The organism is Streptomyces sp. NBC_00104 (genome assembly GCF_045160825.1).
Lineage (GTDB): Bacteria > Actinomycetota > Actinomycetes > Streptomycetales > Streptomycetaceae > Streptomyces.
The window spans coordinates 2,318,660-2,330,313 of the sequence record NZ_CP108215.1 but is presented as its reverse complement, the minus strand read 5'-3'; the positions used below and the strand labels follow the sequence as shown (position 1 = coordinate 2,330,313).

Annotated in this window: 11 protein-coding genes; 5 read left to right on the top strand and 6 right to left on the bottom strand. The window is 66.1% G+C overall.

The genetic code is table 11. The annotated features are described in order from the left end of the window. Positions 1–315: 315 nt before the first annotated feature. From OG272_RS10135 to OG272_RS10110, 6 genes are all read right to left on the bottom strand, one after another. Complete coding sequence (locus OG272_RS10135; RefSeq protein WP_405893110.1) at positions 316–1,191, bottom strand: serine peptidase; 876 nt, start codon at positions 1,189–1,191, stop codon at positions 316–318. Further along, the gene (locus OG272_RS10130; RefSeq protein ID WP_405893109.1) at positions 1,188–5,495 is read right to left on the bottom strand and encodes a hypothetical protein; all 4,308 of its coding nucleotides are present in this window, start codon (positions 5,493–5,495) and stop codon (positions 1,188–1,190) included. Before OG272_RS10130 ends, OG272_RS10135 begins: the two co-directional genes overlap by 4 nt. Positions 5,496–5,888: 393 nt before the next feature. Beyond that, positions 5,889–6,107 carry a hypothetical protein gene (locus OG272_RS10125; protein ID WP_405893108.1) on the bottom strand — a complete coding sequence of 73 codons (219 nt, stop codon included), beginning with the start codon at positions 6,105–6,107 and terminating at the stop codon, positions 5,889–5,891. Next, the gene (locus OG272_RS10120; protein ID WP_405893106.1) at positions 6,104–6,523 is read right to left on the bottom strand and encodes a hypothetical protein; all 420 of its coding nucleotides are present in this window, start codon (positions 6,521–6,523) and stop codon (positions 6,104–6,106) included. The genes OG272_RS10125 and OG272_RS10120 overlap by 4 nt, the downstream gene beginning before the upstream one ends. 91 nt (positions 6,524–6,614) lie before the next feature. Further along, positions 6,615–7,043, bottom strand: a complete 429-nt coding sequence (locus OG272_RS10115) for an ImmA/IrrE family metallo-endopeptidase (protein ID WP_405896004.1) — start codon at positions 7,041–7,043, stop codon at positions 6,615–6,617. A gap of 150 nt (positions 7,044–7,193) precedes the next feature. Further along, complete coding sequence (locus OG272_RS10110; RefSeq protein ID WP_405893105.1) at positions 7,194–7,676, bottom strand: helix-turn-helix domain-containing protein; 483 nt, start codon at positions 7,674–7,676, stop codon at positions 7,194–7,196. 239 nt (positions 7,677–7,915) lie between these two features. Here OG272_RS10110 and OG272_RS10105 point away from each other — a divergent pair, with 239 nt between their 5' ends. The 5 genes from OG272_RS10105 to OG272_RS10085 are packed head-to-tail and all read left to right on the top strand — an operon-like array spanning position 7,916 to position 11,619. Further along, positions 7,916–8,833, top strand: coding sequence for an AAA family ATPase (locus OG272_RS10105; protein WP_095749560.1), 918 nt, complete (start codon positions 7,916–7,918; stop codon positions 8,831–8,833). Continuing rightward, a complete protein-coding gene (locus tag OG272_RS10100) occupies positions 8,830–9,297 on the top strand; it encodes a hypothetical protein (protein WP_405893104.1) in 468 nt (155 codons plus the stop codon). The genes OG272_RS10105 and OG272_RS10100 overlap by 4 nt, the downstream gene beginning before the upstream one ends. Beyond that, the gene (locus OG272_RS10095) at positions 9,294–9,815 is read left to right on the top strand and encodes an HORMA domain containing protein (protein ID WP_405893103.1); all 522 of its coding nucleotides are present in this window, start codon (positions 9,294–9,296) and stop codon (positions 9,813–9,815) included. The genes OG272_RS10100 and OG272_RS10095 overlap by 4 nt, the downstream gene beginning before the upstream one ends. Then, the gene (locus OG272_RS10090; RefSeq protein ID WP_405893102.1) at positions 9,812–10,699 is read left to right on the top strand and encodes a CBASS oligonucleotide cyclase; all 888 of its coding nucleotides are present in this window, start codon (positions 9,812–9,814) and stop codon (positions 10,697–10,699) included. Before OG272_RS10095 ends, OG272_RS10090 begins: the two co-directional genes overlap by 4 nt. Then, on the top strand, positions 10,696–11,619 hold the full coding sequence (locus tag OG272_RS10085; RefSeq protein ID WP_405893101.1) for an S-4TM family putative pore-forming effector: 924 nt from the start codon (positions 10,696–10,698) through the stop codon (positions 11,617–11,619). Before OG272_RS10090 ends, OG272_RS10085 begins: the two co-directional genes overlap by 4 nt. Positions 11,620–11,654 lie beyond the last annotated feature (35 nt).

Here is an 11,654-nt window from a genome sequence, read left to right as displayed (position 1 = left end):
CAAAGGTGATGAGAACCAAGACCTCGGGCAGAGGTGATGTGCCAGCTCAGGCGCCGCCAAGGGAGTTGAACACGCAGCGGCGGGTGGACCGCTACGGCCTTGCCTCGGCCCGCCGTGACCATGACGAAGTCCCTGCTTCGTGGATGTCCTCAAGTCGTCCCGTTCAACGGGGCGTCGAAGCGCGGTCGGCCCTCAACAGTTCCGCCGGTCGAGTCGCCGTTCCATGAGCCTTCATCCGCCGAATGCCGTCCGCAGCTCGGTGGAGCCGAACTCTCGCCGAGGCCGTCGACGGCGTCACGCAGGTGAGACGGGCCGTCAGCGCGTCGTCCCCAGAATCGGAGCGAGGGTCGCAGCCACCGCGGCGGAGCGCAGATAGGGAGCCGCGCTGTGGAAGTCGAACGGGGCGATGCTGTCCGTCAGGTCGAGATCTACGGTGGGAAAGCGCTGCTTGAGGGGCCGAGGGATGGCGACGATGTCGCCGTGATCGCACAGGTTGACCCAGCGGCGTACGCCTGCCGGGCCTTGCCCGGTGTGGTCGACGGGGACCGGCGACAGCCGGTCGAACACGCCGTGGGGGAGTGCGAGCGGTGAGCCGAGGGTCAGGAGCAGTTCAACTTCGAGTTCCGGGTGGGCGTGGAGGGCCTCGTAGGTGACGACGCTGCCGAGCGAGTGGGCGATCACCACACGGGCACCCGTCGAGGCGATGGTTGCGGCGACCTCCTCGCGGGCTGCTATGCGGGCAGGATTTTCGTGGTCTCCGAGGTAGAGGGCGACGTCGCGGAAGAACAGGGCGATGAAGGCTCGCGTCAGCCGACCGTCGAGGCTGAGCCGCTCGGCGATCACGGAGACGAGCTGTCGCAGCGGGACGGCCAGACGCCCCTGAGCCGTCACCGATGGCAGCCCGAGGTCCAAGGACTCGTCCAATGACTCCGCCCACCGGGCGATCTCCTGGATCGCTTCCGGGTGTTCGCGCTCAAGTTGCTCCAGGCCGTCCGTACCTTGCGCCACCGGCCTGCTCCGGTGGAGGTGGTGGGCGTAGTAGGCGTAGGTGAGAGGAATCCGGTCGGGGGAGGTGCCGAGTCCGGTGGCGACTTCCTTGGCCCAGGTGGCCGAGCGGGCGCTAACGATCTCTTCTGGGGAGTGGCCGGGGGCGTGGTGGCCTACGCCGTGTACTGCCACGATGGCGGTCATCTGATTGTGGCTCCTTGGTCGGGGGCTGTGTAGGGGCGAAGGGGGAGGCGCTGGGGATCGGGGGTCAGGCTGATGATGTCCGGGCCCACTCCGACGAATACGGTGCCGTCTTCGGCCACGGTGATGGCGACCACGCCGGCCGGGAACCAGAAGGCGTCGAGTTGTCTGCCGGCCGTCAGGTCCCAGAGACGCATGGAACGGTCCAGGCCGCCGGTGAGAGCGTGAGGTCTTCCATGGAGCGTGACCGGTGTGACGGCGAGGACCGCTCGTGTGTGTCCGACGAGATCGATCTGCGAGGAGGTGCCGAAAGCCGTAAGCCGGAGTCCGCCAACGCCATCGCCACTGATGACGTGCAATTGTCCGTCGAGATCGACCGTGGCCATGGCGTATACGGCCGAGCTGTGTCGGACCAACTCCCGTCGATCTGTCGCTTTCTGTAGCGGTGCCGACCAGATGGATCCAGAGTCGTACCCGGCGAAGATGTGAGTGGCCGAGGCTGCGAGGCAGATGGCGCCGCTGGGCAATCCGATGGTGCGTTCTTCTGCAGGCACCCTTGAAGGGTCCTCCACCTCGTTGTCAGGCAAGCCGGCCAGGTAGTTCACGCGGTCGGTGCTGAAAAGCTCAATGCCGGCGCCCGTGCATGCGATGTGTGGGATACCGTCGATCGTGACCGAGAGGACCGCCTCGGTACCGGAAAGGGAGCCGTCAATCCGGTCCTTGAGGGTTTCCTGCGTCACGCTCGTGTCCCACAGCGCGAAGCCCTCATTGGCGCATGAGGCGACGATTCGCAGGCGCTCCCCGTCCTCCAGGACCGCGATGCCGGTGGCTGCGTCGTTCAGAACGTGGCCATCGGTCTCGAAGAGGAGGGTCGTTTTTCTCGTTTCGCCTGTTTTGGTGTTCCACTGGATCAACGTCCCGTCGGCACTGCATGACACCAATCGGGCGCCGGGCAGCGCCAACAAGGCGGTGATCGTGTGGGTGTGTCCGGCATGCTGTTGCTGAACTGCATCTGCCGTCATGTCCCAGATCCGGACGGTACCGCCGGCGCTTGCCGTCAGGAGCCGAGCATGGCCTGAGTCCTGGACGACTGCGATGCGATTGATCTTCGTGGTGTGACTGGCGACCTGGCGCCTGCGCCAAGGAGGTGCCGTTTCGAGTAGTCGCGCAGTCCCGTCCTTGCTCGCGCTGACGATGTAGGCGGAATTCGCCAGGACCACCGAGGCGAGATCGGTCACGGCATCCGCGTGCCCTCCCTCGTCCAGAATTTGCCAGCCGATCCACACGGTGCCGTCGGCGTCACCCGAGAACACTTCGAGACCGGCGAGCTCGAAATAGCGTATACAGGTCGGTCGTGCCGGCCAGTCGAACGGGAGGTCTTCATCGCCCAACTCTTGGCCCTGCACGGTGAGGACCGTGAGCCACTCGTCGTAGCAGACGACGACACAGGCACCGAAGTCAGGGATGGTCACGAGCGAGAGCTGCCAGACCTCGCCGTAGACGGGAGGGGACGACTGAAGCCGTGTGATCGACAGCGGCTTCCCGGTCGAGGACTCCCAGTACCGGATCACTTTGTCCCGGCCGGCGCTGGCGACCGCGGAAACCCCTTCGTAGGGCACCATCACAATGGACCGAACGGGCCCTTGGTGCGCTTCCCTCTTCCAGAGACAGCGCCCTGTCGTCAAGTCCCATCCTCGCAGGACGCCGTCGTCGCACCCCGTTACGGCGATGAACATGTCGTCTACGTCTCCGGCGACGGCACAGTTCACAGGGGAATCGTGGTCGCTCAGTACATGTGTCGTCTCTACCGAATCCAGATCCCACAGCCGTGCCGTGCCGTCTCGTCCGGCTGTCAGGGCGTGAGGGCGCCCGCGGATCATCAGAGTCGTGAGATCGGAGACCGCACCTTTATGGCCGGTGAGCGTCGCCAGCAGGCCGGGATGCAGTGCGCGGCCGGCCGTCCAGCGAATGCTCCAGGGTGTCTCTCTCGACAACTCGGCGGCCAGATGCCACTGCTGGTGTCGTGCCGCGTCGATGGCGAGGACGTCGCGTCGCTGATCGGGCGTCCAGTCGTGATGGGTGCCGTACGACGTCAGATAGACCGCGCCGAGATGGTGCGGTTCACTGTGGTAGAGCTCGTCCGCCAAAGGAGCTGGATCCGCGAAGACCAGGAACTCGGCGTCCTCGAGCAACTCGCCGAGCTTGCTGGCCAACGCACCGTGGCGGGCGGCATGGCGCAACAGGTACAGCTCGGCTGTCGCCCAACGCCCATTGCCTGTGCGGCCTGTTCGCACCGTCGCGAGAAGTCGTTCCCAAACTGTGGCCGCGTTCAGGACGGGTCGGTCACGCAGTTCGTCGGCGAGTCCTTGGTGAAAGAGGCGATAGAGCGGTGTGCCGTCGCGATCGACGTTTCGGCGTATATAGAAGCGTGCGGCTTGCAGGAGTTCTGAGCAGTCTGAAGGCCCTTCGTGACGCATTCCCGGCCTGATGCCTGCGACGTGGGAGAGTAGCTTCTCCGGCATACCCGACCCCTCGGCCCACGCCAGCGCAGCCAGGAGCTCGCGTAGCCCAGGCTGTGCGAGGAACTCCAGGTGGAGGTCGAGGATGGCACCGAGAGTACGGGGTACGTCCTTGCCCAGGGCCTCGGCCTCTGTGTTGGTGGACGGTGGGATCTTCTGGTCTTGAAGGAGGCGCAGGTAGAGCCCGGCGACGAGGAACTCACCCCACTCTCGGGTTCCGCTCAGAAGGGTGTCGGCCATCGCCCGGCCCAGGCTTTCGGCCGCCGACAGTGAACACCATGCCGATGCACCGCTGTCCATGGGCCGCAGCACGTGGCTGACGAAGTTCACCAAATCCCTTCGCAGCCGATCGACGGGAACGTCGTCGAGATTGATCAATCCGCCGAGTGCGTCGGCGGCTTCGAGCAGGTGCCGAAGTCCCTCTTCGCGACGGGTTGCGATCAGCATCCTGCATAGCGGCTTCATGCCCGCTCGTTGGGTTGAAGCCAAGGGCAGCAACAGTGCGCTGACGAGATCGGACGGGTGCTCGGCCTCGTCCACTGCATCCATGATCAGAAAAGGCGGTTCGGCCTTCGTGCGCAGCGCGGCCACCAGCTGGTCAGTGCTCCACGCCTTTCCATGGGCGGGTTCATCCAGGTTCCACTGGGCCGCGAGGGAGGAAAGGATCTCCTCGAGGGTTCGCCGCCGCGCATGTACGACGGCCAGCCCCTCCGCTGCCTCCGGCAGATCGCCGGAGGATGGTTTCCAGACCTGCTCCGTGGCTTCGCGGAGTTGAGGATGCGCGGCGCAGACGAGGACGCCGACCAGCGCGGACTTGCCGACCCCTGGTACTCCCGTGACGACGCGAAGATGTGATCCTTTACCGTCCAACCACGTCGAGAGATCCCGGAGTTCGTCGCTGCGACCTGTGAAGGTCGGCAAGCTGCTGTCCTCGAAAGCGCTGTTGGCGCCCTGAGCACGGACGACGAAGTGGTGCGAGTCGGCCACCTCGTCCAGGAGCGTGAACACCGCGGGATTGACGCCGGTGCGGCTGCGGAGGCTCGTCGGCTCATAGCGTGGGTTGGGAAAGAAGCGGAGGTGTGACAGGTCAGCGCCGACTGCGGCGAATGGAGGCATGACTGTCTGTGGGTAGGAGCCCGCGCTCTGCTCCTCGACGCTGCGAACCACCTCGCGGCAGAAGTACTCGATCGGGATGTACCTTCGCGATTCGTCGAGCTTCAGGTCTCCGGAGGCGAAGCCGCGGAGGACTTCGGCGACCGCGAGGCTGAGACGGCCGTTGTATGCGGACTCGTCAGAGTGACAGGCGGCCAACACCCATACGCGCCGGAGTTCCGGGCGGTCCAGTGACACAAGGTGTTGGGTCGCCACCGTGCCCGAATGGCAGAGATCGAGTATCAGAAGTACGGCTGGCTCTGCATCACCGTCTCTCTGTCGGTTCTCGGCCATGTTGATCCAGCGCGCCAGCGTCTCAGTGGGCTGACCATCTCCTCCGACGGCATGGAGGCCATGGCCGTTCCGCATGGGTTCCCCATGCGCAAGCAGGTGGATGACTGAGAAGTCTGCGTTGCCGGTGACGGCTTTCGTCAGCGCGTCACCGAGCGCGGCCGCGGTGGAGGCGGGGTCCGGATCGGGCTCCAAGATGAGGTAGGCGTACTGCTTGCCCAACACCTCGCGCAACTGTTGCGCGTACGGCTCCGCGTACACGAGCGGCCGCCACTTCGGTGGCGACTCGTCAGCAGAGCCTCCGGCAAGGCCTTCGATGCCTACCACCAGGGCTTGACGGCGCATCCCTGATCCCCCGTTCGCAACCCGCCCCCTCGTGCTGCCTACATTCGAGGGGGGACTCGACATCCTCTCGTAGATCTCCCGCGCAAGTTTCTCAGACTGTTGGTCGGTGACGGCGGCATGCGTCGACCTCTTGACGTGGGGAGCAGTTCGGTCGCCGGGTGGGGAGGGTGGATGCGTCGAGCGGGCTCACGCGAAGAGCGGAAGACGCCCGAGGCTCTGAGTTCGTCGGCCAGTTCGCCCATCTTGTCGCGCCACACCCGAACGGATCGCGCATCCGTTTTCGGCTGAGCGCTGGCCAGGGGGCTCAGCGGCCGGAGGAGGAGGCGGCGGGGCCGCCTCCTGGCCCCGCCCAGCGTGCGACCGGTGCGCGGGCCGGCGGCTTCATACGCTCGGTCATGCCGTCAGCTCCTTCATCAGCTCGGCGTACTCGCTCAGCTCGGTCGGGATCTCGCCGAACGCCTGCATGTAGTCCACCCAGGAGTGGTTGACGGTCTTGGCGAGGGGGAACGGCTCGTCGCGGTCCGGGCCGATGCCCTCACCCTCGGCGGGATCGAGCAGCTTGTCCTTGGCCGTGCGGGGCAGGCTGGTGCGGTCGTCGGCCTTCACCATCACGACGTGGGCGTGACGTCGCGCTCGTTGCGGGCGGCAGCATGCTCGGCCTCGTCGAAGGTGGCCACGAGCTTGCGGCGTTCGATCTTGGTGGGGGCGACCGGCACGAGCAGCAGGTTCGCCTCGGTAACAGCCTCGTGGAACAGCTTTGCGCTGCCGCCGCCGGCGTCGACCACGATCGCGTCGAACTCGGCGCGCCTGGTACGGATGTACTCGGCGATGTCATCGAACGGGTACCGCTCGACGATCAGGCTCTCGGGGATCTCGAAGCCCTCGGCCTGGGCGACCTTGGACCAGTCGTAGGCGGACTGGCTGGTTGCATCGGCATCCAGCAGCCGGGTGGGCAGGCCCAGTACGACGGCGTTGTAGAGGGCGATGAACCAGGCGGAGGTGGTCTTGCCGGTCCCTCCCTTGAGCATGCCGACGACGATCACGAACGCGTGGAAGGCGCTCGTTGTGGCGGCGGCCAGAGTGCCGTGTGGGTAGGACGCACTCTCGCTTCAGGGCCGGTCAAGACCGTCCGCGGCCACCGGCTGTCCGACCACGGCGGGCCTGGAGCAGGACGCCGCTGGTGTTCAGGCGGAAGCGGGCCATGGGAACGCTGACGCCGGCTGCGGCTGCGAGGGTCGCAGCGTCTGCTCCGGCGTACGCGTGGCGGAGCAGAAGCTGACGGGGGAGCAGCAGGCAGCCGGCCAGCCAGTTGGCTTCCTCCTCTTGTTCTGGGTCGCATGTGAAGAACGCGTGCCCTCCGATCTGCTGCAGTTCGCGAACCTCGTGGCCGAGCAAGACATGAGCCAGTTCATGGGCGATGTCGCTCTTGGTGCGCGCAGGCTCGTTGCAAGGGTTGTAGACGGCCACGGTGCGTCCACCCGGCAGGTGGAAGGTGGCCGCAGAGAACGCGCCGGGCTGCAGTGCCTCGAGCTCTCGAAGACTGTCCATGCCGACCAGTTCCTGCGCGTCGACAACCTCGACGCGCAGGTGTTCAGCCAGCTGACGAATGTCCGGGGGGACATCGGAACGCAGGCCGAGCTGTGTGCGCACGCGGTCCGCCAGCCGTTCCGCTTCTGACTTGAACCCTCGTCGCACTTCCTAGCCCCCTTCCTGGGGCGAGCGGCCCGCTTCCGAGGCCACCAGCTTGCTCTGCATGGTGCCGAGAAGGTCGGCGAGCACACGGCTGGCCTGGGGCGTGAAAGTAGAGGCCGCCCGCAGATGCACCTTCACCTCGGTCTCGCGAGCCGCCAGACTGCCGTACAGCTCCTTGACCAGTCCGGCGATCTTCTCGGCTGCGGCGTCGGTGAGGTTGGGGTCGCGTGACAAGTGATAGGCGATGACGTCCGGGGTGCTCTCCGTGCGGAGCCGTGTGGGCTGGAAGAAGCGCTCCGGAGGGAGCCCCAGCCAGTCGACGATCCGGGTGAAGTTGGCGAGGTCCGGCAAGTGACCCTTTTCCACCCTGGCCAGGGTGTTGAACGGTACATCGGCCTGCTCCGCTGCCGCCCGCAGGCTCAGCCCCTGCTGAGCGCGGTGCTGCTGTACAAGCGTCTGCAGGGCCTCGACGTCGATCGGTTCGTCCATGCCTGCCACCTCCTTCCGCCGGGCGTCTTCCAGCGCACCGTAGCGTGGTGACTCTAGGACGATCACCTGGGCGTGATCATTCCACCCCTCCGCAACGTGCCTCCTAAGTCAGTTGTACCTCTGCCGGTACACGTCGTACAGTGTGAGTCAATGCTGGTCTCTCTGGCTGCATTCCGGACCCCCAGCACCGCTGTGCACTTCTGTTCGCCTTGCCGCGTGGATCCGGAAGGGACCGCCTGATGAGCGAAACCGCACGACTGCACGCCTTGCCCCGCTCCCTGCCCGATGAGTCGACCCAGGGGATCGCGGATGCCCGCCTGCTGCCGGACCAGGAGTTCCGGGAGGCCTGGTCGAGCATCGCACTGCCCACTGACATGAAGGAGCGGATGCTCCGAGGCGCGGTGGCCAGCATTCGACTGCGCAAAGCCGTTCCCTTCGACGCCGTGCCCTTGCACGGCATCACGCTGCTCACGGGTGCACCGGGGGTCGGCAAGACCACCGTCGCCCGGGGACTCGCAGACAAGATCGCCCGCACTCTCGGCTCCTCCACCCCCTGGTTGTTCATCGAAGTTGACCCGCATGCTCTGGCCAGCGCCTCACTCGGCCGAAGCCAGCGCAGCGTGGAGGCCCTGTTCGGCACCGTCATCGAGGAGTTGGCGTTCGCCGGCCCCCTGGTGGTGCTGGTCGACGAGGTCGAGACGCTCCTCACCGATCGCGCGGCCCTGTCCATGGACGCCAACCCCATCGACGTACACCGCGCAGTGGACGCGGCCCTTGTCGGACTCGACCGGCTCGCACGTCGGCACACCGACGTATTCGTCCTCGCCACCAGCAACTTCCCCGACGCGATCGACCCGGCTCTCGCCTCCCGCGCGGACAACGTCATCCAGGTGCCGCTTCCCGACCGCAGTGCTCGGCGCTGGATCCTGGAGCACACCGTCATGGCCGTTGCCCACGCGTTCCCCGGAGCCCAGTCACTGGCCGCCGCCGATGCCCTTGACGCGGCCGCTGAGCAGGCCGAGGGCTTGGACGGCCGGCGCCTGCGCAAGGCCGTCGCCGCTGCGTGCGCCTACAGGCCGGAGACCCAGGGCGACCCGAACCGCGTCACCGTTCAGGATCTCCTGGGTGCCATCGAGCACGCTCGGGGGACCGTATGAGTGTCATCGCGCGCCGCGTCGCCTCGGTGCCCCATCGGACCTCCTCCCAGACCTGGCAGGCGATCGTCGACCTGCTCGCCCCGAGTGCCGGATCGGCCCGTACCGCTCTGCTCGAGGTCACCGGACCGGCGTCGGTGATCATTGCTGAGGAGTACACGAACAGTGCTGCCATCGTGGTTCTCCCCGCCGAAGGCCCGCGTATCAGAATCCGTACGGCCCACGGCGGTGACGCTGTCGACGCCGCAGGGGACGAGACGCCCTTGATGTCCCGCCCGCTGGATCAGCCGGGCTGGCGTCTGTCTTTGCCCTGCGCCGAGGACGACCTGGACGAGCTGCGCGCGGCCCTCGCCGGAAACTCGCAGATCAGTGTCCGCGCCCTCGACGACGACGTATCTGACGAGACCAAGGCCCGCGCCGGTTCCGCCCGGATCGTCATCAACACCGACGAGTTGGAGCTGCTGTGAGCACCGCCGTCCACGTCAACACTCATGCGCACGCTGTCACTCACGTGTCGACCGGCCTCATCAGGAGCCTGCGTCAGATTATCAAGGAGAGCGGGCTCGACCCCGCCAAGATGACCAACCAGTGGCCGACTCTGGAGAACGGTGTCGAGGTCTGGCTCACCTCCAGGCACCTGCGGTCCCTCGTGCTGGAGATCCATGACCCGAGCCGACGTCACGGCGACGATCTCGTCGGGCGCTTCGACTTCACCATCAACTACGGCTACTACCCGGACGCCGACGGCGAATTGTGGCTCGACCCGGACACCGTCTACTACACCGTCCGCAAAGCCGGAGCCTTCCCGTCCCTCTGCGACTACCGCATTGTCGCCGACAACGAGCCCGGCCGTCCGGACGTCGCCGGATGGTCCACGACCAGCCTGCGCTCCACCGCCGGATTCACCCGCCACGACGTCGGCACCGCCATCGGCGGCGGCAGCCTCGGTGCCGGGCTCTCCTACTACACCCGGACGGGATCATGATCAGCGTCAGTGAGGCTTTCGAGAACTTCAGCGGCAATCTGGAGATCACACCGACCGAGTCGGTGCAGGCCAGCAAGCGTCAACAGAGGATGCGCGAGCACCTCGACGACAGCACCCTCGACATCGCCGACACGTTCCTTACCGGTGCCTACCGGCGGGCCACCAAGACCAAGCCGCTGGCCGATGTCGACATCATGGCCGTGCTCGACGACAGGACTTACCTCGACAAGCATCCGCACCAGGTCCTCGAGGACGTACGCGCGATCCTGGCGCCGATCTACGGCGAGGACCGCGTCTGTTGTGACCGGCGTGCCGTGCGCGTCGACTTCGGCGTGAAACTGGTCGACGACCTCACGGGCGACGTGGTTTCCTTCGACGTCGTGCCCGCCTTCACCGAGGACGACCACTACCTGATCCCCGACGACGTACTCGCCAAGTGGATCCCCACCAACCCAAAGGTCCACGAAGATCTTGCGGTCCAGGCGAACAAGGACTTCTCCGAGCGGTGGAAGCCCCTCGTGAAGATGATCAAGACCTGGAATCGGCACCACGGCCACCCCATCGAAGCGTCATTCCTCATCGAGGTCATGGCCCTGGAACTCGTCAAGGGCGAGTGGGTCGGGCCCTACCCACGGGAGCTGCGACAGTTCTTCGCCACTGCCGTCAACGCCGTCGCGGAGCGGTGGCCGGACCCGGCCCACTTGGGCCCGGACGTCTCCGACATCTTCGACGGCCAACCCGAGAAGCTCCAGGCCGCCCAGACGGCCCTGCGAGCCGCAGAGGCTGCGTGCACCGAGGCACTTCGGCTCGAACGTGCGAGACGTACCGGCGACGCGCTGGCGCAGTGGCAGTTTCTCTTCGGCCCGCTCTTCACCAAGTCATGACCGTCGGCCAACAGTCTCCTGTGCAACCGGGTGCCTCCGCCCGGATCAAGGAACGCCAAGATCAGCCAGAACACCTCAACAGACTGCTGGCCTACTCCCACCTGTACAAGACAGCGATGTGGTGGCGCCGCATCAGGACGTGGGGCAACGTCCTTCTGGCCCTGACGGCGCCGCTCCTTGCGGTGTTCCTCCCGGCGGGGGCGAGCACCCGCGGGGCGATCGCCGCCGCCTGGCTGGTACTCGGGAAGACCGTACTCAAAGGCATGGAGGGAAGCGCCACCCTGAGGGCCGCCAACATCCAGGAGCTGTACGACACCAAGCTCTTCCACCTGAATTGGAACCAAGCCCTCGTCGGCCGACAGCCCGTCCCTGACGATGTCTCCTCGGCTGCTCGTCACATCCGTGAGCACGGCCCCTATCTCGACTGGTACAGCATCGACTTGGGTGACACCCCTTGGCCCGGCGACGTCCTTCTGTGTCAGCGGCAAAGCGCAGTCTGGAGCCGTCGGGATCACCATGCTTATGGCGCCTTCCTGGCGATCGGTGGCGGTAGTTGGGCTGTCGCGATCATCATGTTCGCCCTGGTACGTGACATGACGCTGCTCACCTTCCTCGTAGCGCTCTTCCTGCCCAGCGCCGCCGCGCTTCTCGACACCATCGAACTCGCCCGCGAGCACTGGCAGCAGTCCACCAAGCGTCGACAAGTCGAGGACGACATTCACGACGTATGGACCACGTACCAGGCCAGGCCGGCAGACATCCCAGCCGAAGAATGCCGACGCCTTCAGGACGCCACCTACCTCCTGCGGAGGGACGGCCCGCCGGTACCCAAGTGGTTCTACGACCGCCGCCGCCACGAAACCGCTGCGGTCACGAACGATGGCACCACAGCGCTGCGCTCATCGTCAGATCCCAGCTGACTGACCAGCCGCATTGCGTCGTTCACCCTCCTCGT